The sequence below is a fragment of the Streptomyces sp. NPDC012474 genome (assembly GCF_042955185.1).
In the GTDB taxonomy this organism is placed as follows: Bacteria; Actinomycetota; Actinomycetes; order Streptomycetales; family Streptomycetaceae; genus Streptomyces; species Streptomyces cahuitamycinicus.
Genome location: NZ_JBIBEP010000023.1, coordinates 35,313 through 59,627, shown reverse-complemented (window position 1 = coordinate 59,627; position 24,315 = coordinate 35,313). Strand labels below are relative to the sequence as shown.

The window sequence follows — 24,315 nt, the reverse complement described above, 5'->3', positions numbered from 1 at the left end:
TCCAGAGGGGTTGGCACGGTCGGGAGGGAAACGGTGTCCACTCTGGCGTGACCTGCGCCCATGCGTCCAACAGAATAATCCGATGGAATTCAGCGGCTACGCTTCTCAGTCATGGAACTGCGCCACTTGCAACATTTCGTCGCGGTCGCCGAGGACCAGCACTTCACCCGCGCGGCGGAACGCCTCCTGGTCTCCCAGTCGGGCCTGTCGGCGTCCATCCGCGCGCTGGAGCGGGAGCTGCAGACGCCGCTGTTCGTACGGACCACCCGCCGGGTGACGCTCACCCCGGCCGGGCGGGCACTGCTCGGCGAGGCGGAGCGGATCCTCGCGCAGGTGCGCTCGGCCCACGAGGCGGTGGCCGCGGTGCAGGGCGTGCTGCGCGGGATGCTCGCGCTCGGGTCCGAGCAGTGCATCGCCGGGGTCCACGTGGCGGGCCTGCTGGCGGCGTTCCGGCGGAACCACCCGGACGTGGAGATCTGTCTGCGGCAGGCGGGCTCGGGGGCCCTCGCGGAGGAGGTCGCGGCCGGGCGCCTGGATATGGCGTTCGCCGTGCGCACCGCCCAGGAGGACACCGACCAGCTGCGGACCGTGCCGCTGACGAGCGAGCCGATGACCGTGCTGTGCCATCCGAGCCACCGGCTCGCGGCGGCCGGGGCGGCGGTGACGCCGGAGGAGCTGGGCGGTGAGGTCTTCGTCGACTTCCATCCGGACTGGGGGCCGCGGCGCACCACCGACGCGGCGTTCGCCGCGGCGGGCGTGCGCCGGAGCGTCGCCCTGGAGGTCAACGACGTGCACAGCCTCCTCGACCTCGTGGACGAGGACCTCGGCATCGCCGTCGTGCCGCGCCACTTCCGGCACAAGCGCGCCTCGCTGGCCGCCCTGCCGGTGAAGGGCGCCGGAGACGCCGTCTACGAGACGGTGGCCCTGCTGCCGCCCGAGCAGGCGACCAGTCCGGCGGCCCGGGCGCTGATGGCCCTGCTGGAGACAGGGGGCCTGGCATCGATCCAGGAGGGTGTCCACCCCTCCTGACCCGATCCGTCCCGCGCAGCAGACTCGTGACCGTCCCGAAGCACCGCGGTCAGGAGTGGGCGGGATGACGGCTCACACCCGACGGAAGGTGCTGCGCGGCGGCCGGGGCGCTCTCCGGCACCGGCACGGCAGTGCGGCCGGCCGTGGCGGCGCCCGCTGCGCCGCGCAGCTTCCCCTCCCCGACGCGTGAGCCCCAGCGCGTGAGCCCCGGCGATGCGCGATGGTGGAGCTATGCATGCGAAGGACATCCTCATCGACGGTTTCAGCCGCATCCGCGAAGAAGTCCACGCCACCGTCGAGGGGCTCGGGCCGGACGAGCTGATCGCCCGCCCCTCCCCCGACACCAACTCGATCGCCTGGCTGGTCTGGCACCTCACCCGCGTCCAGGACGACCACATGGCCGACGCCTTCGGCCTGGAACAGGTGTGGCTGTCGCAGGACTGGGAGAAACGCTTCGGCCTCGACCTGCCCCGCCGCGACACGGGCTACGGCCACAGCCCCGCGAAGGTCGCACGGGTCCGGGTCGACTCGGGCGAGCTGCTGACGGGCTACTACGACGCCGTGCACGACCAGAACCTGGTCGCCCTGCGGGGCCTCACGGCCAAGGACCTGGAGCGGGTCATCGACGAGCGCTGGGACCCGCCGGTCACCCTGGGCGTCCGGCTGGTCAGCGTCCTGTCCGACGATCTCCAGCACGTCGGACAGGCCGCCTACCTCCGCGGGCTGCTTCAGAGCGCGGCGGCGTAACCGGGCAGCACCACGTCCCGGATGAGTTCGTTCCGCTCGTCGAAGGGGACGAACGCGCTCTTCAGGGCGTTCACGGTGACCGTGCGCAGGTCCTCGACGGTCCAGCCCGCCTGCTCGACCAGCAGGGACATCTCGCGGGTCATCGTGGTGCCGGACACCAGGCGGTTGTCGGTGTTCAGGGTGACACGGAAGCCGAGGTCCTTGAGCGCGGTGATCGGGTGTTCGGCGATCGAGGTGGCGGCGCCCGTCTGGAGGTTGGACGTCGGGCACATCTCCAGGGCGATACGCCGGTCGCGCACCCAGCCCGCGAGCCTGCCGAGCTTGCCCGCCGTGAGGTCCGGGATGTCGTCGGTGATCCGCACACCGTGCCCGATGCGCTGGGCGCCGCACACCTGGAGGGCCTGGTGGATGCTGGGCAGGCCGTGCGCCTCACCGGCGTGGATGGTGAACGGCACGTTCTCGCGGCGCAGGTGCTCGAACGCCGCCAGGTGGTCGGCGGGCGGGAAGCCGTCCTCGGCGCCGGCGATGTCGAAGCCGACGACTCCGGCGTCGCGGAACGCCACGGCCAGGTCGGCGGCCTCGCGCACCCTGTCGAACATCCGCATCCCGCAGAGCAGGGTGCCGACCCGTACCGGCGTGCCCGCGGCAGCCGCCTTGGACATGCCCGCCGCCAGGCCCTCCTGGACGGTCTCGACGACCTCCGCCATGGTCAGCTCGCCGTTGGTGTTCAGCTCGGGGGCGTAGCGCACCTCGCCGTAGACGACACCGTCGGCGGCCAGGTCCAGCACGTACTCCTCGGCCGTGCGCAGCAGGCCCTCGCGGGTCTGCAGCACGGCGAGGGTGTGCTCGAAGGTGGCTATGTAGCGCACCAGGTCGCCGGAGTTGGCGGCCTCGTAGTACCAGACGGCGAGCTCGTCCGGGTCGGTGGTGGGCAGGGTGTGGCCGACCGCGGCCGCCAGCTCCACCACGGTGGCGGGGCGCAGGCCGCCGTCGAGGTGGTCGTGCAGCACGGCCTTGGGGAGGCGGCGGATGAAATCGATGTCTACGCGCGTAGCAGTCATGGCGGGTCTTTCCTCGGGCAGGTGGTTCGAAGCGGCGGGAAGGGGTCAGCCGGCGCTCTGGAGCAGGTCCCAGCGGTTGCCGTACAGGTCCTGGAAGACGGCGACGGTCCCGTAGGGCTCGTGCCGTGGCTCCTCCAGGAAGATCACGCCCGCGGCGGCCATCCGGGTGTGGTCGCGGGCGAAGTCGTCGGTGTGCAGGAAGAACCCGACCCGTCCGCCCGTCTGGTCTCCGACCCGGGCGGCCTGGGCCTCCCCCTCGGCGCGGGCCAGCAGCAGCCCGGTCCCGGCTCCCGGGGTGCCGGGTTCGACGACGACCCAGCGCGATCCGTCGGGCCGGGGCGCGTCCTCCGCGAGCCGGAGTCCGAGGGCGTCGGTGTAGAAGCGGATCGCCTCGTCGTAGTCGTCGACGACGAGGGTGACCAGGGCGATACGTCTCATCGGGGCCTCTCGGAGCGGGCGGTTGACCGGAGAGGTTATACGTAAAACCCCGAGGATGCCAACTGCCTGCCGACGGCCCGGCCGCCTTCTGTAACTACTAGTATGTACACTCTCGATCCCGACTTCCGGAGGCCCCATGCCCTTCGTCCGTATCCACACGCTCCGGGCCGGGCCCGAGCGCCTCGCCGCACTCGGCCGTGCCGTGCACGACGCCTTGGAGGAAACGATCGGCATCCCGCCCGACGACCGGTTCCAGGTCCTGGTGGACCACGACGGCACGAGCGGCACCCTGCGCTGGGACGACTACCTGGGCGTGCACCGCGACGACGGCATCGCCTACATCGCGATCACCCTGCGCTCCGGCCGCACGCCCGCGCAGAAGCAGGCGCTGTACCGCAGGATCGCAGAGCTGTCTCACGTGTACGCGAGCACCGAGCCGCGGAACGTGTTCGTCGTGCTGACGGAGAACGAGTCGGCGGACTGGTCGCTCGGAGAGGGTGTGGCGCAGTATCTCGAGAGTCCTAGGTCCCGGGGATGAGGACCGCGGCCCGAGGCGCCGGGCCCCTGTGAAAGCTACCGTCGCCTCCATGAAGATCACCGAGCCACCCCGCACCCCCGAGCAGCGCAAGACGGACCTGCTGGGTCGCCTGGAGCGCGAGATCGACATCTGGGTCGCCACGGCCGACGCCGAAGGTGTGCCCTGCCTCGTCCCGCTGTGGTTCGTGTGGCACGACGCGGCCGTGTGGCTGTGCACCCGGCTGACCAACCCCACGGGCCGCAATCTGCGGGACGGCGGGCGGACCCGGCTGGCCTTGGGGGACACCAGGGACGTCGTGCTCGTCGACGGTGAGGTGCACACCTACCCGATGCGGGAGGTGCCGTCGGCGGCGGTCGAGGCGTTCCGCGCGAAGACCGGCTGGGATCCGCGCGAGGATCACGCGTCGTACGCGTTCTTCCGGGTGCGGCCGCACGCGGTGCAGGCGTGGTGCGAGGTGCACGAGCTGCCGCGCAGGCATCTCATGCGGGAAGGTGCCTGGGCGGTGTAGAGGTCACTCAACCGGCTTCACGGCGCGGCCTGTCGAGACGGTTCAGCTCCTCGCCGGTGAGACGGATCGCGCCCGCTGCGACGTTCTCCGCGAGATGGCCGGGGTTGCCGGTGCCTGGGATGGCGAGGACGTGGGGGCCCTGGTGCAGGGTCCAGGCGATGCGGATCTGGGCGGGGCTCGCGCCGTGGGCCCGGGCGACGGCGCGGACGTCGTCGTCGTGGGCGGTGGCGGCACCCTGCTCGGCGGCGTCGCCGGCGACGGCGTAGAACGGCACGAACGCGATGCCCTGCTCCCCGCAGAGGCGCAGCAGTTCGTCGGTGGCGGGGTCGGGGCGGTCGAGGGCGTACCGGTTCTGGACGCAGACCACGGGGGCGATGGCCCGGGCCTCGGCGAGATGGCGGGGCGTGACGTTGGAGATGCCGAGGTGCCGGATCAGGCCCGCCTCGCGCAGTGCGGCGAGTGCCCCGAAGTGCTCGGCGATCGAGTCGTACTGCGGCATCCGGCGCAGATTGACCACGTCCAGGTGGTCGCGGCCGAGCTGGCGCAGGTTCTCCTCCACGTGGCCGCGCAGATCCTCGGGTCGGGCGGAGGTGCCCCATTCCCCGTCGTAGGTCCGGTACGGGCCCACCTTGGTGACGATGACCAGGTCGTCGGGGTAGGGCGCGAGCGCGCTGTTGATGAGTTCGTTGGCGGAGCGCAGTGACGAGAAGTAGAAGGCGGCCGTGTCGATGTGGTTCACGCCGAGGTCGATCGCCTTGCGCAGTACGGCGATCGACCGGTCGCGGTCGCTCGGCGTGCCGTGGTGGAAGGCGGCGCTGCCCGTCAGCCGCATCGCGCCGAAGCCGAGGCGGTGAACGGGCAGGTCGCCGAGTTTCCAGGTGCCCGCGGCGTCCGCGGTGACCGTCTGTGAGCTCATCGGCGGAGTCTCACACACGGCGCGCCGGCCGGCGCAACCGGTCTACGGGTAGGTGTAGGAGTTGAGGGTGGTGACGGCGGAGGCCGGGTTGCCGCGGTCGTAGTGGTCCACGGCGAGGAAGTTGGGCTTCTTGCGGGCGGCCGGCTGGCAGAACCTCCGGGCACGGTCGGCGAGTTTGGTGTTGTCCGTGCCCGCGGTACCGGTGAGCGGGACGTCACGGAAGTGGTTCATGACGAACAGCGGGCGGAACCCGGGTTCGGTGCGGGTCAGGGGGATATTGGTGTCGGCGCCGTACCAGCGGCTGTAGCAGGACCAGTCGGAGGTGCCGACGCCCGGGCCCATGGACCAGTGGTTCTCGACGGTCCACTCGCGCTGGTACATGACGCCGAAGCTGTCCCGGGTCAGGCCCGCGGCCTGGTCGGCGGAGCGGCTGTGGTCGGTGAAGATCAGCAGTCGGTCGCCGGCCGCGGCCAGGTCCGCCATCGTCGGCCAGCCGCCGCGCCGTACGCCGGTGAGGTCGGGCCGGTAGAGCACGTCCGACAGGCCGCTCACGCGGGCGAGTTCGGCGCGCAGGACGGCCGGGTCGACGTAGTCCTCCAGGAAGACGGTGACGAACTGGTCGGGGTGGGCCTTCAGGAAGTCGACCATGCGCTGGAGGTCGACCCACAGGGCGACGGGCCTGCTGACGAGGGTGCAGCTGTTGTGGCAGAGGATGGCGCCGTCCGGGGTCTGGTGGATGTCCAGCATGAATCCGCGTACGCCGTCGGCGAGTTGGCGCTCGATGCCGCGGGTCTGGTTGGGCACGAGGTTGACGAAGGGCGGGGCGAAGCCGCCGTCGACGCCGTTGGCGTAGGCGTTGTGGCTGGTGAGGAACGTGACCTGGTCCAGGGTGCGCCGGTCCTGCGGCGGCATGGGACCGGTGGCGGGGTCGACGGGGGTGAGGTACCAGGTGGCGAGGTCGCCGGATCCGCCGACGGCGAGCCGGGCGGGATAGGTGGCGCCGGGCGGCTTGGGCGCCACGGTGAGGTGCCGTGCGGTCCCGGGCGCCTTGAGCGTGTAGCGGTCGGAGCCGGCCGGGCTGATCTCCCACCCGGCGTCGGCGCCCGCGCAGGGGACGGTCGCGGCCTGGTCGCCGGCGCGGCCGAGGCAGGAGCCGGGCGCGTCGGCGCTCTCCAGAAGGTACGAGGAGCCGCTCGGCTTCAGCTGCCACTGCTGACGGTCCTCGTCGCCGCGGGGTCTGTGCTGCTCGACCGCTCCGCCGCTGTCGGCCGCGTTGAGCCCGGTCGTGGCGCTCTGGACGTAGTACGTCCCCGGGACCGGGACGGCGGCGGCAGCGGGCTGGGGGGCCACGACCGCGGCGGCCAGTGCCGCGGTCGTGGCGAGCAGGGCGTGGGGGGTGCGCAGTCGCATGGGGGATGCCCTTCGATCGGCCATCAGGTACATGACATCCCGCATGACACCACGCCGCACGGTCCCGCGTCAGCAGTACAGGTTGCCGCCGGGTGACGTCCCGAGAATCTGCGTGAACCGCTGATAGTTGTTCACGCGGCTCTGCACCTGCGCCGGGTTCTTGCCGTCGCACTCCAGGGAACCGTTGATGCTGCGGATCGTCTGGCCGAACCCGGCGCCGTTCACCATGGCGTTGTGCGGGGTCATGGATCCGGGGCCGGTCTGGGTGTTCCAGTACCACAGGGCGGTCTTCCAGGCGACGGCCGAGTCGTTCTGCACCAGCCAGGGGTTGTTCAGCAGGTCGATGCCGAGCGCGTCGCCCGCGGCCTTGTAGTTGAAGTTCCAGCTCAGCTGGATCGGGCCGCGCCCGTAGTAGGCGGCCTGGCCGGCCGGACAGCCGTAGGGCCGGCTCCAGTCGCAGTAGTGCGGGTAGTTGGCGGTGTTCTGCTCCACCACGTGCACCAGACCGCCGGTCTCGTGGCTGACGTTGGCGAGGAAGGCGGCGGCCTCCTGCTTCTTCACCGTGTCGCTGCCGGTGTTGGCGAAGCCGGGGTAGGCGCTGAGGGCCGCGGTGAGCCCGCTGTAGCTGTAGAAGGAATTCCGGTTGGGGAACATCTGGTTGAACTGGGCCTCGCTCACCACGAAGCGGCCGTTGGGCGTGCCCGGACCGCTGTCGCAGGCGTACGGCTCCCAGTACCAGGTGCTGATGACCGGGTCGTAGCCCGGGTTCGCGTGCTCGGCGATGTACGCCTTGCCGTCGGTGTAGCGGACGATGTCACCGGCGGCGTACGACTTCCCGGCCGTCCAGTTCGGGTAGCTGGAGCAGGCTGCGGCCGAGGCGTTCGAAGCGGGCAGGAGCACCGGCGCGGTGCCGGCGAGGGCGAGGGTGACCAGGACTGCGGAGATGCGGCGTCTCGACACGGGTTCGACTCCTTCGCGGAGCACGGCCGCACTCTGACGAGGGCAGGGTGAAACAGGCCCTTGACCGCACGCGCCGGGTGATCCGGGCACGGCGTGGGGGCGGCCGCGGTGGGGGCTGGTGAGGCACACTCAACCGTATTGGTATGTACCAGTCAAGGGTGTAGACCAGTCAGGTCTAGACCAAACGGGACGGGTTGCGGTGAGCCGACCTGTCGTCCGTACGCCGGGGCCTTCGGATCTACAGGCCCTGGACGTGCGCGGAGCCCTCCAGCGCTGTCTCCAGCCGGACCAGCAGGGACCGCAGCAGGTCTTCGTCCCCGTCGCCGAGCGGGGACGGCCCGGAGCGGACCGCACGGTCGAGGCGCTGCCAGTACTCCTGGCCGCGCGGGGTGAGGTGGGCGAGGACGCGGCGGCGGTCGAAGGGGTCGACCCTGCGGTGCACCAGGTTCTGGTCGACGAGCTGGTCGACGAGCTTGGTCAGCGTCGGAGGCGGCAGGAAGGCGGCCTCGGCGAGCCCCGTCATGTGGTGCCCCTCACCGTCGGACAGCGAGGCCAGCACCCGCCACGCGTCGAGCGAGCAGCCCTCCGCCTCCAGAACGCCCTGCAATCGCCGTGCCGCGAGCCGTTCGGCCCGTGTCAGCAACTGCACGAGGGCGTCGGGCCGACGCGAGGTGGGGCTGGGCATCCCTGCTCCTCCAGAGCCTGTCGTTCGAAACCCCGCGGCCTGATGCGGACGGGCCTGGGTCACGAGGGGTGTCCATCGTAGGAGACGCACTGGAGTTCGTCCGGTGGAGCCGGAATCATGACGCCATGTTCCGGCACGACCACCCCACGCCCGAGTGGTTCACGGCAGACGACTCCGTGCTCGGCGTGGCCCTCGTTTTCCCCCTTCGGGGGCCGGCCGGGATCTTCGGGCCCACCTGTGAGCTGTGCGCCCGGCTGGCCGCCGAGGAGGTCAACCGGGACGGCGGCGTGCTCGGCAGGGAGCTGCGGCTGGTACCGGTCGACGGCTCGGGCACACCGCACGAGATCGCCGACGAGGTCGGGGCGCTGGTGGACCTGGGTGCCGTGCAGGGCGTCACCGGCTGGCACATCTCGTCCGTACGGCAGGCGCTGGCGCCGCGGATCGCGCACCGCGTCCCGTACGTCTACACCGCGCTGTACGAGGGCGGGGAGGACACGGCGGGGGTGTTCCTGACGAGCGAGACCCCGCGCGATCAGCTCCGGCCGGCGATGGAGCTGCTGGCGCGCGAGCGCGGGGTGCGGCGCTGGTTCGTGGTGGGCAACGACTACGTGTGGCCGCGGCACACGGCCCGCTCGGCCCGCCTGTACGCCCGGGACTGCGGCGGGGGCGTCGCCGGCGAGGTCTATGTCCCGCTCGGCACCCACGACTTCGGGCCGGTGCTGCGCGGCGTCGAACGCTCCGACGCCGACGCGGTGCTGATGCTGCTCGTCGGCAGTGACGCGGTGCGCTTCAACCGGGAGTTCGCGGCGTACGGCCTGCACGCGCGCTGTCTGCGGCTGAGCACCCTGATGGACGAGAACATGCTGGTGGCGAGCGGCCCCACGGCGACCGAGGACCTCTACAGCGCGGCCGGGTTCTTCGCCTCGCTGGCCAATCGCGACACCCTCGACTTCCATGGGCGGTACGCCGCCCGCTACGGCGTCGAGGCGCCCGCCCTCGGCAGCCTCGGTGAGTCCTGCTACGAGGGTGTGCTGCTGCTGGCCGCGCTGCTGAAGCGGGCCGGGGCGCTGGACGTCTCGGCGATCGGCGCGGCGGCCGGTGCGGGGGCGGTGTCGTACGAGGGCCCGCGCGGGCTGCTCCACCTGCGGGACGCCCATGTGCGCCAGCGGATCTATCTGGCGCGGGCCGACGGCCTCGACTTCGACGTCCTCACGGAACTGGACGCCCGTACCTGACCGCACAGCCGCTGCGCTCCAGTCCGGCCCGGCACAGCCCACTCGGGTCCAGTCCGGCCCGGCACAAGCCACTCCGGTCCGTGCCCGCCGGGTGTGCGGCCGGTCGGCCGCCGACACACCCCCGGACCGGCGCCCCGCGCCGCCCTCACGGATGGCGGCCGAAAAGCCGTCAGGGGCGGGAGAAACGAGGCATTCAGTTCTCGTCCGCCGGGACGACCACGAGGAAGGCGTCCGACTCCAGGTCCATCACGACGGTGGCGGCCTCGCCCTCGGCACGGCGGCGGGCCGCGTACTCCTCCGCGGGCCACGATCCGCGCGGAGACCCCGCCGGGAACCGTTCCAACACCTTCGCGCTGATCGCCGCAGTCACGTCCGCTGCCCTCCCCTGTCCCGCGCCGCCCGCCGGGCGACGCCGATCGGTCGCTGTCGTACACATCCGGATGCCCCCGATCCGGCCGGACATGTACCGCCGGGTAGATTCCTCGCCTCGCGCCGACCTCTACACATAAATGGTACATAAGGGCAGAATGATGCTTACGCGGCGTTTACCGCACACCCTTCCAGACGCGGACGCCCTGCACCATGAAGGAGACGAGTCATGGCCAACGTCTCGCCCACCCGAGGTGACATGACCAGCCACCCTGACGCCTCCGAGATGCGGGACCGGTACGCCCGCGTGCTCGGCGGCCGCGATGTGGCGCTCGTGGACGGACCGGTGTTCCTGCTCGGTCTGTACTGCGCCGCATCCCCGTGGATAGTCCACTACACGACCAGCCAGCCGGCACTCGTGACCCACAACCTGATCATGGGTATCGCGATCAGCCTGCTGGCGCTCGGCTTCACTCGCGCTCCCGAGCGCATGTACGGCCTGAGCTGGGCCATGTGTGCCCTCGGGGCGTGGCTGATCATTTCGCCGTGGATCGTGGGTGAAAGCCCGGACGCCGGTGTCGTGTGGAACAACATCATCATCGGCGCACTGGCCGTGCTCCTGGGGCTGGTGTGCGCCGGAGCGGCGGCGAAGGCCTCGCGCAGGCCGTAGCGAACGCCGGAAAGGAGCCGGCGGGCCGGTCCGCTTCCCGGGCCGGCCCGGGACCGTCCGGCCCGTGGCCGCCCGCGGCGACGGGACCCGGCCCGCGCGGCGTGCGGCGGAATCGCCCGCCCTTGCCCGGCTACGACGTGTACTGGTACGGCGTCGTGGTCGTCAGCGGCACGAATCCGAGGCGTTCCAGGATCGGTCGGCTCTGGCTGGAGGCGTCGACCTGGAGGTAGCGGTGGCCGCGGGCCGCGGCGGCGCGGGCGCGGTGGGCGACCAGCGAGCGGTAGATGCCACGGCCCCGCCAGTGCTGGACGGTGCCGCCGCCCCACAGCCCGGCGAAGGGCGTGCCGGGTACCAGTTCCATCCGGGCCGAGCTCACCGGCTCGGCGCCGGCCATCGCCACGACGGCGACGACGGCGTCCGGGTCGGCCGACAGCCGGGCGAGGAGCTGGTGGCGCAGCCAGGAGCTGTCCGCGCCGAACGCCTTCTCGTGGACGTCGGCCACGAGATCGACGCCCGCCGGGTCGGTGACCGGCACGACGCGCACACCCTCGGGCGGTTCGGTGCCGAGGGCCAGGCCGTGGACCTCACCGACCATCAGCGTCTCCTCGAGCCCGGGCGTGAACCCGGCCTCGCACAACCGCCGCCCGAGGTCGGCCGGGCGGTCGTACCCGTACAGCTTCCACTCGAAGTCGAGGCCGAGCCCGGTGTAGTGGACGATCTGCGCGGCGATCGCCGCGTCCGCCCCGGCCTCGTCGAGGGCTGACCACACGATGCCGTTCCAGCCCTGTGGGGAGGCGACCTGGCGGACGACGCCGCCGGTCCGCTCGACACGGGCGCCGGGGCCGTCCGGCCTCGCCCCCGCACGCAGGTCGCGGTCGAACAGGGCGAGCACCTCGGCATGATCCATGGGCAGACCTCACCAGCCGCCGGGCCGGTCGGCAAACGGTTTTCCGGCCCGGCGGCACCCTCCCGGCCTGCGGCCCCGCTCCTTTCGCCCCGCGCGCCGCCCCCCTAATGTCCTGTTGATCACATCGTCACGGGAAAGGCCGGCCCATGGTCGTGAAGGACACGGAACTGCCGCATCTGCGCCGCTGCGTGGAACTGGCGGCCGAGGCGCTGGAGGCCGGGGACGAGCCGTTCGGTTCGGTCCTGGTGGGCGCGGACGGCACCGTCCTCGGCGAGGACCACAACCGGGTGGCCTCGGGCGACCGCACCCGGCACCCCGAGTTCGCGCTGGCGCGCTGGTCGGCGGCGCACCTCACGCCCGGGGCGCGGGCGGCCGCCACGGTCTACACCTCCGGCGAGCACTGCCCGATGTGCGCGGCCGCGCACGCCTGGGTCGGCCTCGGACGCATCGTCTACGTCGCCTCGTCCGAACAACTCACCACATGGCTGGGTGAGTTGGGAGTTCCTACGGCGCCAGTGCGGCCACTGTCCGTACACGAGGTGGCACCCGGTGTCACCGTGGACGGACCGGTGCCCGAACTTGCGGAGCAGGTGAGGGAGTTGCACATCAGGTTCCACCGCGGACGCCACTGAGACATCACGGGAGGCGCGGGCTCCGCCCCGGCAGGCATCCGCCCGAGATGCAGGGCCGCCCGGACGAACCTACGATCGATTTCAATTGGACCAGGTGTAAGACCAGGCACACACCCCGGGCTCCCCGACGGGGGGAGGCACATGTCCTCGCTGCCGGCACGTCGGCTCATAGCCGTCTACGTCATCCTGGTTGCGGTCGTCACCGTCGTGTACATGACCGTCCCGGTGATGGTTCCCGTGATGTGGGCCGTGATGGGGCTGGCCGGTGTCGCCGCCATCCTGATCGGCACGCGCCTGTACCGGCCCGCCCACCCATGGCCCTGGTGGGTCCTGGCCGCCGGCCTGCTCGTCTTCATCGCGGGCGACACGTACTACTTCGTGATGGAGCAGTACCTCGGAGCGTCCAACCCGTTCCCGTCCCCGGCCGACGCCTGCTACCTCGCCATGTACCCGCTCTTCGCGATCGGCCTGCTGGGCCTGGTGCGTCACCGGTGGGCCGACCGCGACCTGCCGAGCCTGCTCGACGCGCTGATCGTCACCGCCGGCCTGGCGCTGCCCGTGTGGGTGTACCTGGTGCAACCGCTGACCGTGCTGCAGGGCCTGACCTGGCAGCAGCGGGCCATCAGCATCGCCTACCCACTCGGTGACATCCTCGTGCTGGCCCTGCTGGTCAGGCTGCTCACCCCCAGCCCGGTCAACGGGTCCAATCGCGCCGTGCGCCTGCTGGTCGTCGGCACGGTGACCCTGCTCGTGACGGACATCGCCTACGGGATGCTGCAGTTGAACGACGTCTGGCAGACCGGCAGCCTGCTGGATCTCGGCTGGGTCGTCTTCTACACCGCCTGGGGCCTGGCGGCGCTGCAGCCCTCCATGGTCGAGCTGACGGCTTCCGTACCACAGCGGGAGTCCCTGCTGCCGCCGCCGCGCCGGCTGGTCTTGCTCGCCGTGGCCACGCTCATCGCGCCGGGCATCCTGCTCTGGGAGGGGCTGAGCGGCCAGACCCGGGACGCCGCCGTGATCGCGGCCTTCTCGGGAGTGCTGTTCCTGCTCGTGATCCTCCGGCTGGCGGGGATGGTCGTGGCACATCGTCACGCGGTGACGCGGGAGCTGGCCCTGCGTGGAGCCGCCGCGTCTCTGGTCTCCGCCTTCCGGCAGGAAGAGGTCGACCAGTCCTGCCACCAGGCGGTCGACCGGCTGATGGGCCCGGACGTACCGCATCGGACGATGCTGCTGCCCACGGAGCGGGCGGCGGACCTGGGCGCCCACGGCACCCGGTTGGTCAGCCCGGCGGTCCTCGACCCCGAGGTCGCCTCCGCGCTCGACGGCCTGCCGTCCGTCCTGGTGTGTCCCATGACCCAGCCCGACCGCCCGGCCGAAGCCGTGCCGGGCATCCTGCTGGTCGCCGCCCCCGAGCGGCAGCTGCACGAGACGTGGGGTTCCCTGGAGATCCTGGCCTCGCACGCGGGTCTGGCCATGGAACGCGTCACGCTGCGGCGCGAGGTCTTCCGGCGGGAGAAAGAGGCGTACTTCCGCACCCTCGTCCGCAACGCCTCCGACGTGATCCTGATCCTTGAGGACGACGACACCGTCCGGTACGCCAGCCCGTCCTCGCAGTCCGTCTTCGGCACCGACGAGCTCCTCGGCGTGTCCCTGCCGGAGCTGGTGGACCCCGGCGACCGGGAGCGGGCGGCCCGGGAGCTGGCCTCCGTACGGGAGCGGGGTTCGGGGGCGGGCCACGACCACTGGTGGGTGCGGCGCCGGGAAGGGCGCGTCGAGGTGGAGGTCCGCTTCAGCGACTTCCGGGACGAGCGGACCGTGTCCGGTCTGGTGGTGACCCTGCGGGACGTGACCGAGCAGCGGCGGCTGGAGCAGGAGCTGACGCAGCGGGCCTTCCACGACTCGCTGACCGGTCTGCCCAACCGGACGCTGCTGCTGGAGCGGATCGAACGCGCCCTGCTGCGCGGGCGTCGCGAGTCGTCCCTGACCTGTCTGCTCTTCATCGACCTCGACGACTTCAAGCTGGTCAACGACACCATGGGGCACCGGGTGGGCGACCATCTGCTGGTCGCGGTGGGCAACCGGCTGTCCCGGGCGCTGCGGCGCACCGACACCGCCGCCCGGCTCGGCGGTGACGAGTTCGCCGTGCTGATGGAGGGTGCCAAGCAGCCCCTCGACGCCGAACTGCTGGCGGCCCAGGTGATCCAGACGCTGAGCAGGCCGTTCGAACTGGCCGACGAGTCGGTGACGGTGTCCGCCAGCATCGGCGTGGCCACCGCGCGGGACAGCACGGACGCGGAGGAGCTGCTGGGCCATGCCGACCTCGCGCTGTACGCGGCGAAGGCGGCGGGCAAGCGGCAGTGGCGCCGCTTCAAGCCGCTGCTGCGCAGCCGCATGGTCGAGCGGCACGATCTGCAGACCCAGCTGGCCCAGGCGGTCGCCGACAAGACGTTCGGGCTGCGCTACCAGCCGGTCGTGGACATCACAGGGGGCGAAGTCGTCGGGTTCGAGGCGCTGGTGCGGTGGCCGGACGAGCGCCGGCCTCCCGTCGCCCCGCACGAGTTCATCACCCTGGCCGAGGAGACCGGGCACATCGCCGCACTGGGCTCGTGGGTGCTGGAGAACGCGGTCAACGACATCGCGGGACTGCAACGGCTGCCGGGCCCGGCCCGACCGCCGTACGTCAGTGTGAACGTCTCCGCCCGCCAGTTCCGCGGCGCCGGGTTCATCGAGCAGATCGGGGAGGCACTGAGCACCCCGGGACTCGAACCGGGATCGTTGCAGCTGGAGCTTACGGAGACGGTCCTGTTGCAACGCGACGACCGGCTACAGACGGTGCTGAACACGCTGAAGGAACTCGGCGTGCACATCGCAGTCGACGACTTCGGCACCGGCTTCTCCTCGCTGCGCTACCTGCGGGACTTCCCCATCGACGTGCTGAAGATCGACAAGTCGTTCATCGACGACATCGCACAGGACGCCCAGCAGGTCGCCCTGGTCGAGGGCATCGTGCGGATCGCCGACACCCTGGGTCTGCAGGTCATCGCCGAGGGCATCGAGAACACCGCGCAGCGGGACCTGCTGGCGAGCATGGGGTGCCGGTTCGGGCAGGGGTTCCTGTTCGCCCGGCCGCTGACGGTCGACCAGAGCGCGCACGTCCTGCGGGAGCCCAGCGCCCGCCCCTTCGCCCCTTCGCAGACGCCCCGGCCCCGGGTCGACGCCCCCCGGGGACGCCGCGAGACGCGCTGGGCGGACCTGGAGCATCTGCGGCGCACCAGCCCGATGAGCGACGCGGTCCTCGACGAGGTGCGCGGGAGGCACATCCGCAGCGGTGACCACTGGCTGATCGACTTCGCGTCGTGCAACTACCTGGGCTTCGACTGGGACCCGGAGATCATGGCATCGGTCGATCCCGCGGTCCGCCGGTGGGGCACGCACCCCAGCTGGTCGCGGCTGCTGGGCAGTCCGCGACTGTACCCCGACATCGAGGAGCGGCTCGCCGCGCTGCTGGGCGCGCCGGACACGCTGCTGCTGCCCACGCTGACGCTGGTCCACTCCTCGGTGATCCCGGCCATCGTCGAGGACGGGCACGTCTTCGTGGAGGCGACCGCGCACCGCACGGTCTACGACGGCTGCGTGGTGGCCCGGGCGCAGGGCGCCACCCTGCACCGCTTCCACGCCGAGCGGCTCGACGAACTGCGTGCCCTGCTGGCCGGGGTCCCGGCGGGAACGCCTCGGCTGGTGTGTCTCGACGGCGTCAACAGCATGAGCGGCAACATCCCCGATCTGCCTGCCCTGGCAGCGGTGTGCCGCTCGCAGGGCGCGACGCTGTACGTCGACGACGCGCACGGCTTCGGCGTGATCGGGGAGCGCGGGCCGGACGAGACGTGCCCGTACGGCATGCGCGGCAACTGCGTGGTGCGGCACACCGGGGAGTCGTACGACGGGATCGTGCTCGTGGGCGGGTTCTCCAAGGCGTACTCGTCCTTGCTGGCGTTCCTCGCGCTGCCGCCGGAGCTGAAGAACCGGCTGAAGACCGCGGCGGCGCCCTATCTGTACTCGGGGCCGTCACCGACGGCGTCACTGGCGACCGCGCTGGCCGGGCTGGGCGTCAACGAGCGCCGCGGCGACGCGATCCGGGCGGACCTGTACCGCAAGACGGTCCGGGTCCTCGACCACCTGGAGGGCATGGGGGTGAGCACCCTCAACGCGGACCGGCTGCCGATCGTGGAGGTGCCGCTGGCGAACCCCGCGGACCTGGACGCGGTCGCCGCATACCTGTGGCAGGAGGGCGTCTATGTGACGCTGGCGGCGTACCCGCTGGTCCCACGGGACCGGGTGGGGTTCCGTGTCCAGCTCACGGCCCTCAACTCGGACGAGGACATCGACCATCTGAACGGGACCCTGACCCGGTTGTCCGAACGCTTCCCGCTGCGGCTGAAGGGCTAGCCGGCCATGACGACGCACAACGACGACGTGGACTGGGACCGCTGGCCGGTCTCCGACTACCTCGCGGAGAACTACCGCGAGGTGCACGCGTCGGACGCGGCGGTGATCGCGCACCATTCCGCGTTCTACCGGGGCCTCCCGCCCGGCCGGATCGCCCGCTCGGTGGAGTTCGGGGCGGGACCCAACCTGTACCCGCTCATGCTGGCGTCCGCCGCGTGCCGCAGGATCGACGCCGTGGAGGCCGGGGCGAGCAACGTCGCCTACCTGGAGGACCAGATCTGCCACCGTCTCGACGCCAGCTGGCTGCCCTTCCACACGCTGTGCCGACGGCTGAACCCGGAGGTGCCCGCGACCCTTGCGGGGGCGCTGGCCCCGGTGAACATCGTCCACGCCGACGTCCGGACGCTGCCGCCGGGCGCGTACGGACTGGCCTCCATGCACTTCGTCGCCGAGAGCGTCACGGAGGACTTCGCCGAGTTCGCCGATTTCTGCCGGGCCTTCGTCCGCACGGTCCGGCCGGGTGGCCACCTGGTCGCGGCTTTCATGGAGAACATGCCGACGTACCGCATCGGCCCGGCCTCGCGCTGGCCGGGCTGCCCGGTGAGCCCGGCGACCGTGACGGAGGTCTTCACGCCCCTGACCCGGGCCCTGGACGTGACCCACATCGACGTGGACCCGACCCTGCCCGACTACGGGGACTCGGGGATGGTCCTGCTCACGGGGGTGGCGGAGGCGGTGTAGCCCGTGTGCCGTCAGCCGTCCGAGCTCGGGCGGAGCCTTCGGCGCAGCACCACTCCCCCGGCGATCAGCGCCGCGCTCGCCGCGACGGCCTGAAGGGTGTGGTCCGTGCCCGTGTGCGCCAGGGCACCGGTGGCGTGCGGGACGGCGTGCGGGGCCGGTTCGGGAGCCGGGTTCGGCCGAGGTGGCGGGGTCCGCTCCGGGGCCGGCTTCGGCGGGTGCTGGGGGCGGGCCGGGCGCTGCTCACCGGGGGTGTTCGAGGACTCGTTGCCGGTCGACGGGTTGCCGATGCCGACCGCGTTCGCCGAGTTGCCCGTGACGTTGACCGGGAGGCCGACCGGCAACTGCACGCCGTTGCCGGAGATCACGCCCGGTGAATCCTTTCCGCTGCCCTCGGCGACCGCGCCCCCGGGCGTGCCCGGCCGGCCTGCCGGCCCGTCGTCGTTGTTCGCGCAGCCGTTGCCGGCGGCGGGGTTCAGGAGCCCCACCACGTTCACGGTGTTCCCGCACACGTTCACCGGGACGTGCACCGGCAGCTGGACGGTGTTGCCGGAGGCCACTCCGGGCGAACCGGCCGCCGAGCCGTCCGCACCGGAACCGGCGTACGCGGGGACGGTCACGGCCATCGCGCCCGAGGCGGCGGCGACGGCGATCACTCCGTTTCGGGTGAGGCGTCTCATGGGGCCCCTGCCTTCCAGACATCGCGTGGCGGGCACTCACCCGCACCGGGTAGAACGCGGAGCGTCCGGTCCGAGTTATGGCTTATCGGCCTTTCACTCCATCGAGCGGCCCGGTTGTCGAACTAGTGGTCAAGCCCTTCGTATATCGGCCCCGCATGCGGGCTTTTCGGGGGCGAGCAGCGCAGATCACGGCTCGCCGCCCGGCCCCGCCCGCCCGGAGGCGCGGCTTCCGGGGCACGCATATGGTGAGCGAGGGCGCCGGTCCCGGTCCGCTGCCGGACGCCCCGCGTCCCTGGAGGCATCGATGCTGGCCAAGCTGTCCTCGCGCCCCTCGATACGGCGCTGCGCGGTCACCGGTACGGCCGGGCTCGCCCTGCTGGGCACGGCACTGCCGGCCGCCGACGACCCTCCGCCCGGTCTCAAGCGCTTCTACGACCAGAAGGTCACATGGTCGAAGTGCGAAGGCATGGACATGCCGAAGGACCTCCAGTGCGGGAAGGTCACCGTCCCGCTCGACTACGCCAGGCCCGGGCAGGGCACCCTCGACGTCGCCGTCGCCCGCTACCGGGCCACGGGCACGTCGCGGGGATCGGTCCTGCTGAACTTCGGCGGTCCGGGCGGGCAGGGCGTGGCCCAACTCGCCATGGGCGGAAAGGATTTCATGGGCCTGACCAACGGCTACGACGTGGTCTCCTTCGACCCCCGCGGCGTCGGCCGCTCCTCGCCGGTCAGCTGCGGAAACGCCTCGGACAGCGCCCTGGACGCCACCGACGGCAATGCCGACGTGACCGACCCGGCGGCCGTCCTCGAAGAGCTGCGCGCGGCGGCGGCCGAGTGCAGCGAGCACTCGGGCCCCGTCCTGCCCCACATCGGCACGGTCGACGCCGCCCGCGACATGGACGTCATACGCGACGCGCTCGGCGACGACAAGCTCAACTACCTGGGCTTCTCCTACGGGAGCCGGCTCGGCGCGGTGTACGCGGCCCAGCACCCCGAGAAGGTCGGCAGGATGGTGCTGGACGGCGTCGACACACTGACCGAGCCCCTGTCCGAGCAGGGTGTGGCGAGCGCCCGGGGACAGCAGACCGCACTGGAGAACTTCCTGACCTGGTGCACCGAGGACATCGCCTGCCCGTTCGGACGGGATCCGCGAGAAGCCCGGAAGCACGTCGTGCAGGTGGTCGAGTCACTCGACAAGGATCCGCTGCCGAACGGCTTCGGCGAGGCGTTCTCCGGTCAGGACTTCGCCGGCGCTCTCGGGCAGGGCCTCTACAGCAGGGAGCTGTGGCCCTCGCTGCAGCGGGCCGTCGGCCGGCTGCTGGAGGACGGCGACCCGAGCGGCCTGGAGGCGTTCCTGTCCGGGGGCTTCACCCTGCCGCCCCGGCGCGGCCCGCACACCGGGCTGACCGACCCCGCGGACGTGCCGATCGACAACCTGCCCGCGGCGCTGATGGCCGTCAACTGCGCGGACGATCCGGACCGCCCCACCGCCGCGCAGGTCACCGAGGACCTCGGCCGGCTGCGCGCCCGCTACGAGCAGGCCTCACCGGTCTTCGGACGCTACCGGCTCACCCAGGTGCTGATGTGCTACGGCCGCCCCAAGGGCACCGACTACATCCGCGACGACGTCAAGGACCTCGACACGCCGAGGATGCTGCTCGTCGGCACCCGGGGCGATCCGGCCACGCCGTACCGCTGGACGGTGGAGACGGCCAGGCGGCTCGGATCGTCGGCCGTGGTGCTCGACAACCGGGGTGAAGGACACACCGGCTACGGCTCGTCGAAGTGCGTGCACGGCAAGGTCGACGCCTTCCTGCTGTACGGGACGCTTCCGCCGGACGGCAGCTCCTGCGGTTCCGACCGCGACGACGAGTGAGATCGATTGCCCCAAATGCCCTCATGCCGAATTCGCTCTATCGTTCTGTCATGGAGAGCGTTCTGAGTCCCGCGACCCTTGCCGAGCTGCGGCGCCCGCGCCCCTACCCCGCGGTCTCCGTGCTGACGCCGACCCATCGGCGCGATCCCTACAACGCCCAGGACCAGGTCCGGCTGCGCAATGCGGTGGCCGAGGCGAAGAGGCAGCTGGAGGCCGATCCGGCCGTCACCCGGGAGCGACGCGCCGAGGTGGCCGGGCACCTGGACCGGGCCATGACCGAGGTGGACCTGACCCATGCCGAGGACGGCCTGGCGATCTTCGCCGCTCCGGGCGAGCACCAGGTGTGGTCGCTGGCGAGGTCCGTACCCGAACGCGTGGTGCTCTCGGACACCTTCCTCACCCGCAACCTCGTCTCCGCCCAGACGGCCGGGCGTCCCTTCTGGATCCTGTCGCTCGCCGCGGACCGCGTCACCCTGTGGAACGGCGGCGTCGACCGGGTCGCCGAGGCCCGGGTCGGGGGCTTCCCGCTGACCCGGCGCGTGGAGAACTTCGACCCGGAACGGCAGCAGCGGACCGGCGACACACCGAGCGCCTTCCGGGAGGAACGCACCCGCCAGTTCCTGCGCGAGGCCGGCACCGTGATGAACGCCGTGCTGCGCGACCACCCGAGGCAGCTGTACGTCACCGGCGAGCCGGCCGCCCTCTCCCTGCTGGACGAGGTCGGCGGTACCGCCCGCGGGGCGGTGCACATCCCGCACGGCGGGCTCGCCCACGGGACCCCCGAGACCGTGTGGCAGGCCGTGCGCCCGGTGGTCGAGGCGGAGGCCCGCCGCAGTACGGACGCCGTGACCCGCGCCCTCGAAACGGCCCGCGGCCGACGCGCGTTCGCCGCCGGCGTCGACGAGCTGTGGCAGAGCGCCCGGGACGGCCGCGTCGGGCTGCTGGCCGTCGAGGAGAACTACCGCGTGACGGTCCGCGACGCCGGGGACCATCTGATCCTCGCCGAGAGCGGCGACCTCGACTCCCGCGAGGACATCGTGGACGAGATCGTCGAACAGTGCCTGGAGACAGGGGCCGACGTCCGCTTCGTCCCGGACGGCACGCTCGGGGAGGCGGCCGGCATGGCCGGGGTGCTGCGCTACTGACCACGGCTCGAACACAGAACCATCGAACACCCGCATGAACCTCGTACGGGTGTTTCCTATGGGCCTCAAATGCCCTGTGTAATCTACGACTTGAGCCTTCGGGGAGAGCGTCCCCCACCTACCCCGGAGTAGCTCCGCGAGACTGTGACATATGCCAGAAGCACCACCGTATCGTGTGTCGCCGAATCCCTTACAGGCCGTCGCGGGCTGTGCAACAGTCGTAACGGTCCCTCCGTCCGCCTTGGTCGTACCGTCCCCGCATCGGAGTGCGTCATGCCGTCCCACCTCTCCGCGGACCGCCCAGCCGCCCAGCCGCCCGGACGCGGCTCGGTCGACGCGCTCATATCGCAGACGCGGCGGCTCAAGGGCGACGTGGACGCGGTGCGCCGTGACTCCGGCGGAGAGGGATCGGACCACCCCCGCGAGCGCTGGCAGCGTGCCCTGTACGACCTGGCCCTGCACCAGCTCAACGACCTCGACGAGCACCTGGCCCAGCTGCGGGACGGTCCCCTGCCCACGGCAGCGGCCTCGGAAGCCCCCCTCCCCGCGCACGGCTCCCTGCTCAGCCGGGTCGGCAGCGCCGAGTGGAACCTGTTGACGGACGAGGCCAGTTGGTCCGGCGAGCTCTACCGGATCCTGGGCCGCGACCCGGCCGCCTCCCCGCTCACCCTCGACGAACTGCCGTCACTGGTCGTGGACGAGGACCGGCCGAAGCTGACGGCGATGGTCACCGACTGCCTCGTCGACGCCCGGCCCATCGACGGCGAGTTCCGCATCGCCCGCCGGGCCGGCGACGTACGGACCGTGCACATGATGGGCGAACCGGTGCTCGACACCGACGGCAGTACCGCCTCGATGTGGGCCGTGCTGCGTGACGTCAGCGAACTGCGCCGCAGCCAGCGGGTGGTGAGCGAGACCCGTGACTCGCTGCACCACCGGCAGGAGGCCGCGCAGAGCGAGCACCGGATCGCGGCCGAGCTGCAGGAGGCCGTGCTGCCGCCGTGGCGCGGCTCCCTGCGGCTCCCGCACCGGGGCCTCAGGACCCTCGACCTCGCGTCCCACCACCTGCCGGCGTCCACCCGCACACTCATCGGCGGCGACTGGTACGACGCCCTCGAACTGACCGACGGCGAAACACTCCTCAGCGTCGGCGACCTCACCGGCCAGGGAGTCGGCGTCACATCGAACATGACCATGCTGCTCGGTGCCGTACGCGGCATGGCCATGGCCGGCGCGCAGCCGGGGCAGGTGATGGCCTGGCTGAACCAGTTACTCGACGCCACCGTGCAACCCGCCCTGGGCAGCGCCGTCTGCTGCCGCTACCGGCCCGCGGACCGCACCCTGGTGTGGGCGCAGGCCGGGCACCCCGCCCCGCTGCTGTTCCGCGACGGGGCGGGGCGCGTCCTGGACGCACCGGACGGCGTCCTGCTCGGCGCCACCTCGGGCGCCGTCTACGGGCAGGCCGAAGAGACGCTCCGGGTGGGCGACCTGCTGCTCCTGCACACCGACGGGCTGGTACCCGGGCACACCGGATCGGCGGCGGCGAACCTCCTCCTCGGCCTGGCACCGCGTATGGCGCGGAACCGCACCGCGGAGGACTGCTTACGGACCGTGGTCCAGGAGTTCGGCGAGGGCGGGCGCGCGGACAACGCCTGTGTGCTCGTCGCCCGGGTCATGTCGTAGAGAACCGGAAACGGGGCCTACCGGGGACCTCAGGCCTGCGCGCGGCTGCCGCCCCTGCCCTTCGTCTTCGGCAGGGCGAGCTTGATCTCCTCCCGCAGCTCCTGGATCCTCGGATAGCCCGAGTACTCGGCGGTGAGCCGGTACATCTGGCGCAGCCGGTCCCAGGTGCGGTGGGAGGAGTTGGACCCCATCGACACCAGGGCCAGTCGCGCGTACCGGTCCGCCTGTTCGGGGTCGTCCGCGATGAAGCAGGCCGACGCCATCGACAGGTAGTCGAAGATCTTCGAGCGCTGCCGGCCGTCGACCCGCAGGGCCAGCGCCTTCTCCGCGTAGTGCTGGGCATGGGCGGCCGCGCCCGGCTCGAACTCGGCGAGCGTGCGGTAGGCCAGCGCCTGCATGCCGTAGAGGTCCTCCTCCTTGAAGGTCTGCATCCAGTCCGGCGGCGGGACGTCGGCCTTGTCGGAGACGAACAGGTCCTCCGCCCGGCCGAGTGTGCGTCGCATCGCCTGGCCCTTGCCCATGGCCGCCTGCGCCCAGGCCTCGATGGTGCAGAGCATCGCCCGGGTGCGGGGCAGCACCTCGTCGCCCGAGCCGGACGTGGCGAGTTTCATCAGGTCCAGGGCGTCGTCGGGCTTGCCCAGGTGCACCATCTGGCGGGCCGCGCGGGACAGTGCCTCGCCCGCGCGGGGGCGGTCCCCGCCCTCTCTGGCCGCGTGCGCGGCGATGACGAAGTACTTCTGCGCCGTGGGCTCCAGGCCGACGTCGTGCGACATCCAGCCCGCGAGGACGGCCAGGTTGGCGGCGACGCCCCACAGGCGCCGCTGGAGGTGGGGTGGGTGACGGTAGGCGAGCATGCCGCCCACCTCGTTGAGCTGGCCCACCACGGCCTTGCGCTGGAGCCCGCCGCCGCGGGCCGCGTCCCAGGCGCGGAACACCTCGACCGAGCGCTCCAGTTCCTCGATCTCCTGCGACCCGATGGGGGCGGCCTCGTAGCGGTCGAACCCAGCGGGGTCGGCGTGCAGGGGATGGTCGAGGTCGGGGGCGTCGGCAGCCAGGGAAGGGTCGGTGTGCAGCCAGTCGTACATGGCGCTGCTGAGTGCGGATCCCGCGGCGAGCGCGGCGCCCGCGCCCACCAAGCCGCGTCGGTTGAGCATGAGGTCCATTCCCGTGAATTCGGTGAGGACCGCAGCCGTCCGCTCGGGCGCCCACGGCACGCCGTCGGGAGCCTCGGCGCTCCCGCCGCCCTGCCGTTTCCCCGCACGCCCGTGCCGGACCAGACCGAGGTCCTCTATGGTCACGACACGGCCGAGACGCTCGGTGAACAGAGCCGCCAGCACCCGCGGCACCGGATCGCGCGGGATCTCTCCCGTGTCGATCCACCGCCGCACCCGGGAGGTGTCGGTCGACAGCTGAGGGTGGCCCATGGCCGCCGCCTGCCGGTTGACCAGCCTCGCGAGTTCGCCTTTGGACCAGCCGGCCAGGCCGAACAGGTCCGCGAGCCGGGTGTTGGGTTGTCCGCTCACGTCAAGCCCCCAGGTTCTCGGCTGAGTTGACAGTAGCCCGGGGAGACTTGCCGGGCGACTATTCGCCAGGGTTCGCCAGGGTTCGCCAGATGGTGTGCCATGGGCCATCCGGTGTCAGG

23 protein-coding genes are annotated in these 24,315 nt (G+C 71.7%); 13 read left to right on the top strand and 10 right to left on the bottom strand.

Annotation, left to right across the window (positions count from 1 at the left end; translation table 11 throughout):
- Positions 1-111: 111 nt before the first annotated feature.
- From ACFY9S_RS35535 to ACFY9S_RS35525, 3 genes are all read left to right on the top strand, one after another.
- Positions 112-1,029: a LysR substrate-binding domain-containing protein gene (locus ACFY9S_RS35535; RefSeq protein WP_391137096.1), complete on the top strand. Its 918-nt coding sequence runs from the start codon at positions 112-114 to the stop codon at positions 1,027-1,029.
- A gap of 64 nt (positions 1,030-1,093) precedes the next feature.
- Positions 1,094-1,219, top strand: a complete 126-nt coding sequence (locus ACFY9S_RS35530; protein WP_391137094.1) for a hypothetical protein — start codon at positions 1,094-1,096, stop codon at positions 1,217-1,219.
- A gap of 41 nt (positions 1,220-1,260) precedes the next feature.
- The gene (locus ACFY9S_RS35525; RefSeq protein ID WP_391137092.1) at positions 1,261-1,776 is read left to right on the top strand and encodes a DUF664 domain-containing protein; all 516 of its coding nucleotides are present in this window, start codon (positions 1,261-1,263) and stop codon (positions 1,774-1,776) included.
- Here ACFY9S_RS35525 and ACFY9S_RS35520 read toward each other — a convergent pair.
- On the bottom strand, positions 1,758-2,837 hold the full coding sequence (locus ACFY9S_RS35520; RefSeq protein ID WP_391137090.1) for an adenosine deaminase: 1,080 nt from the start codon (positions 2,835-2,837) through the stop codon (positions 1,758-1,760). The two genes, ACFY9S_RS35525 and ACFY9S_RS35520, sit on opposite strands and share 19 nt — an antisense overlap.
- A gap of 45 nt (positions 2,838-2,882) precedes the next feature.
- Positions 2,883-3,275 (bottom strand): VOC family protein, encoded by a 393-nt coding sequence (locus ACFY9S_RS35515; protein WP_391137088.1) that lies wholly within the window; start codon positions 3,273-3,275, stop codon positions 2,883-2,885.
- 136 nt (positions 3,276-3,411) lie between these two features.
- Between ACFY9S_RS35515 and ACFY9S_RS35510 the strand changes: the two genes are divergently transcribed.
- Complete coding sequence (locus tag ACFY9S_RS35510) at positions 3,412-3,813, top strand: tautomerase family protein (protein WP_391137086.1); 402 nt, start codon at positions 3,412-3,414, stop codon at positions 3,811-3,813.
- A gap of 49 nt (positions 3,814-3,862) precedes the next feature.
- On the top strand, positions 3,863-4,321 hold the full coding sequence (locus tag ACFY9S_RS35505; protein ID WP_391137083.1) for a pyridoxamine 5'-phosphate oxidase family protein: 459 nt from the start codon (positions 3,863-3,865) through the stop codon (positions 4,319-4,321).
- 7 nt (positions 4,322-4,328) lie between these two features.
- On the opposite strand, the gene ACFY9S_RS35500 is transcribed toward ACFY9S_RS35505, so the two are convergent.
- From ACFY9S_RS35500 to ACFY9S_RS35485, 4 genes are all read right to left on the bottom strand, one after another.
- Complete coding sequence (locus ACFY9S_RS35500) at positions 4,329-5,237, bottom strand: oxidoreductase (RefSeq protein ID WP_391137081.1); 909 nt, start codon at positions 5,235-5,237, stop codon at positions 4,329-4,331.
- A 42-nt stretch (positions 5,238-5,279) separates the two neighbouring features.
- On the bottom strand, positions 5,280-6,641 hold the full coding sequence (locus tag ACFY9S_RS35495) for a phospholipase (RefSeq protein ID WP_391137300.1): 1,362 nt from the start codon (positions 6,639-6,641) through the stop codon (positions 5,280-5,282).
- A 75-nt stretch (positions 6,642-6,716) separates the two neighbouring features.
- A complete protein-coding gene (locus ACFY9S_RS35490; protein WP_391137078.1) occupies positions 6,717-7,607 on the bottom strand; it encodes a glycoside hydrolase family 19 protein in 891 nt (296 codons plus the stop codon).
- A gap of 238 nt (positions 7,608-7,845) precedes the next feature.
- The gene (locus tag ACFY9S_RS35485; RefSeq protein ID WP_391137075.1) at positions 7,846-8,292 is read right to left on the bottom strand and encodes a MarR family transcriptional regulator; all 447 of its coding nucleotides are present in this window, start codon (positions 8,290-8,292) and stop codon (positions 7,846-7,848) included.
- A 125-nt stretch (positions 8,293-8,417) separates the two neighbouring features.
- Here ACFY9S_RS35485 and ACFY9S_RS35480 point away from each other — a divergent pair, with 125 nt between their 5' ends.
- Entirely contained in the window at positions 8,418-9,527 is a 1,110-nt protein-coding gene (locus tag ACFY9S_RS35480) for an ABC transporter substrate-binding protein (RefSeq protein ID WP_391137072.1), read from the top strand.
- Positions 9,528-9,720: 193 nt separating this feature from the next.
- Here ACFY9S_RS35480 and ACFY9S_RS35475 read toward each other — a convergent pair whose 3' ends face one another.
- The gene (locus ACFY9S_RS35475; RefSeq protein WP_391137069.1) at positions 9,721-9,897 is read right to left on the bottom strand and encodes a hypothetical protein; all 177 of its coding nucleotides are present in this window, start codon (positions 9,895-9,897) and stop codon (positions 9,721-9,723) included.
- A gap of 228 nt (positions 9,898-10,125) precedes the next feature.
- Between ACFY9S_RS35475 and ACFY9S_RS35470 the strand changes: the two genes are divergently transcribed.
- Positions 10,126-10,566 (top strand): SPW repeat protein, encoded by a 441-nt coding sequence (locus ACFY9S_RS35470; protein ID WP_391137066.1) that lies wholly within the window; start codon positions 10,126-10,128, stop codon positions 10,564-10,566.
- Between the two features lie 130 nt (positions 10,567-10,696).
- On the opposite strand, the gene ACFY9S_RS35465 is transcribed toward ACFY9S_RS35470, so the two are convergent.
- Positions 10,697-11,473, bottom strand: a complete 777-nt coding sequence (locus tag ACFY9S_RS35465) for a GNAT family N-acetyltransferase (protein ID WP_391137063.1) — start codon at positions 11,471-11,473, stop codon at positions 10,697-10,699.
- Positions 11,474-11,619: 146 nt separating this feature from the next.
- Here ACFY9S_RS35465 and ACFY9S_RS35460 point away from each other — a divergent pair, with 146 nt between their 5' ends.
- From ACFY9S_RS35460 to ACFY9S_RS35450, 3 genes are all read left to right on the top strand, one after another.
- Positions 11,620-12,105 carry a deaminase gene (locus tag ACFY9S_RS35460; protein WP_391137060.1) on the top strand — a complete coding sequence of 162 codons (486 nt, stop codon included), beginning with the start codon at positions 11,620-11,622 and terminating at the stop codon, positions 12,103-12,105.
- 141 nt (positions 12,106-12,246) lie between these two features.
- The gene (locus tag ACFY9S_RS35455; RefSeq protein ID WP_391137057.1) at positions 12,247-16,551 is read left to right on the top strand and encodes an aminotransferase class I/II-fold pyridoxal phosphate-dependent enzyme; all 4,305 of its coding nucleotides are present in this window, start codon (positions 12,247-12,249) and stop codon (positions 16,549-16,551) included.
- A gap of 6 nt (positions 16,552-16,557) precedes the next feature.
- Positions 16,558-17,292, top strand: a complete 735-nt coding sequence (locus ACFY9S_RS35450) for a class I SAM-dependent methyltransferase (protein ID WP_391137054.1) — start codon at positions 16,558-16,560, stop codon at positions 17,290-17,292.
- A gap of 11 nt (positions 17,293-17,303) precedes the next feature.
- Here ACFY9S_RS35450 and ACFY9S_RS35445 read toward each other — a convergent pair whose 3' ends face one another.
- Positions 17,304-17,969 carry a chaplin family protein gene (locus ACFY9S_RS35445; protein ID WP_391137051.1) on the bottom strand — a complete coding sequence of 222 codons (666 nt, stop codon included), beginning with the start codon at positions 17,967-17,969 and terminating at the stop codon, positions 17,304-17,306.
- A gap of 304 nt (positions 17,970-18,273) precedes the next feature.
- Between ACFY9S_RS35445 and ACFY9S_RS35440 the strand changes: the two genes are divergently transcribed.
- The 3 genes from ACFY9S_RS35440 (at position 18,274) to ACFY9S_RS35430 (ending at position 22,673) form a co-directional block, all read left to right on the top strand.
- On the top strand, positions 18,274-19,845 hold the full coding sequence (locus ACFY9S_RS35440) for an alpha/beta fold hydrolase (RefSeq protein WP_391137049.1): 1,572 nt from the start codon (positions 18,274-18,276) through the stop codon (positions 19,843-19,845).
- A 50-nt stretch (positions 19,846-19,895) separates the two neighbouring features.
- Entirely contained in the window at positions 19,896-20,990 is a 1,095-nt protein-coding gene (locus ACFY9S_RS35435; protein WP_391137046.1) for a chemotaxis protein, read from the top strand.
- Between the two features lie 273 nt (positions 20,991-21,263).
- Positions 21,264-22,673 carry a SpoIIE family protein phosphatase gene (locus ACFY9S_RS35430; RefSeq protein ID WP_391137043.1) on the top strand — a complete coding sequence of 470 codons (1,410 nt, stop codon included), beginning with the start codon at positions 21,264-21,266 and terminating at the stop codon, positions 22,671-22,673.
- Positions 22,674-22,702: 29 nt separating this feature from the next.
- Here ACFY9S_RS35430 and ACFY9S_RS35425 read toward each other — a convergent pair whose 3' ends face one another.
- Entirely contained in the window at positions 22,703-24,196 is a 1,494-nt protein-coding gene (locus ACFY9S_RS35425; protein ID WP_391137041.1) for a hypothetical protein, read from the bottom strand.
- Between the last annotated feature and the right edge of the window lie 119 nt (positions 24,197-24,315).

Bases quoted from the DNA above. Each gene is read 5' to 3' on its own strand.
- ACFY9S_RS35485 (WP_391137075.1), bottom strand. From the start codon at position 8,292: ATGCCCAGCCCCACCTCGCGTCGGCCCGACGCCCTCGTGCAGTTGCTG.
- ACFY9S_RS35465 (WP_391137063.1), bottom strand. From the start codon at position 11,473: ATGGATCATGCCGAGGTGCTCGCCCTGTTCGACCGCGACCTGCGTGCG.
- ACFY9S_RS35505 (WP_391137083.1), top strand. From the start codon at position 3,863: ATGAAGATCACCGAGCCACCCCGCACCCCCGAGCAGCGCAAGACGGAC.
- ACFY9S_RS35480 (WP_391137072.1), top strand. From the start codon at position 8,418: ATGTTCCGGCACGACCACCCCACGCCCGAGTGGTTCACGGCAGACGAC.
- ACFY9S_RS35470 (WP_391137066.1), top strand. From the start codon at position 10,126: ATGGCCAACGTCTCGCCCACCCGAGGTGACATGACCAGCCACCCTGAC.
- ACFY9S_RS35445 (WP_391137051.1), bottom strand. From the start codon at position 17,969: ATGAGACGCCTCACCCGAAACGGAGTGATCGCCGTCGCCGCCGCCTCG.
- ACFY9S_RS35460 (WP_391137060.1), top strand. From the start codon at position 11,620: ATGGTCGTGAAGGACACGGAACTGCCGCATCTGCGCCGCTGCGTGGAA.
- ACFY9S_RS35440 (WP_391137049.1), top strand. From the start codon at position 18,274: ATGCTGGCCAAGCTGTCCTCGCGCCCCTCGATACGGCGCTGCGCGGTC.
- ACFY9S_RS35435 (WP_391137046.1), top strand. From the start codon at position 19,896: ATGGAGAGCGTTCTGAGTCCCGCGACCCTTGCCGAGCTGCGGCGCCCG.
- ACFY9S_RS35530 (WP_391137094.1), top strand. From the start codon at position 1,094: ATGACGGCTCACACCCGACGGAAGGTGCTGCGCGGCGGCCGGGGCGCT.
- ACFY9S_RS35430 (WP_391137043.1), top strand. From the start codon at position 21,264: ATGCCGTCCCACCTCTCCGCGGACCGCCCAGCCGCCCAGCCGCCCGGA.
- ACFY9S_RS35450 (WP_391137054.1), top strand. From the start codon at position 16,558: ATGACGACGCACAACGACGACGTGGACTGGGACCGCTGGCCGGTCTCC.
- ACFY9S_RS35525 (WP_391137092.1), top strand. From the start codon at position 1,261: ATGCATGCGAAGGACATCCTCATCGACGGTTTCAGCCGCATCCGCGAA.
- ACFY9S_RS35500 (WP_391137081.1), bottom strand. From the start codon at position 5,237: ATGAGCTCACAGACGGTCACCGCGGACGCCGCGGGCACCTGGAAACTC.
- ACFY9S_RS35520 (WP_391137090.1), bottom strand. From the start codon at position 2,837: ATGACTGCTACGCGCGTAGACATCGATTTCATCCGCCGCCTCCCCAAG.
- ACFY9S_RS35535 (WP_391137096.1), top strand. From the start codon at position 112: ATGGAACTGCGCCACTTGCAACATTTCGTCGCGGTCGCCGAGGACCAG.
- ACFY9S_RS35510 (WP_391137086.1), top strand. From the start codon at position 3,412: ATGCCCTTCGTCCGTATCCACACGCTCCGGGCCGGGCCCGAGCGCCTC.
- ACFY9S_RS35455 (WP_391137057.1), top strand. From the start codon at position 12,247: ATGTCCTCGCTGCCGGCACGTCGGCTCATAGCCGTCTACGTCATCCTG.
- ACFY9S_RS35515 (WP_391137088.1), bottom strand. From the start codon at position 3,275: ATGAGACGTATCGCCCTGGTCACCCTCGTCGTCGACGACTACGACGAG.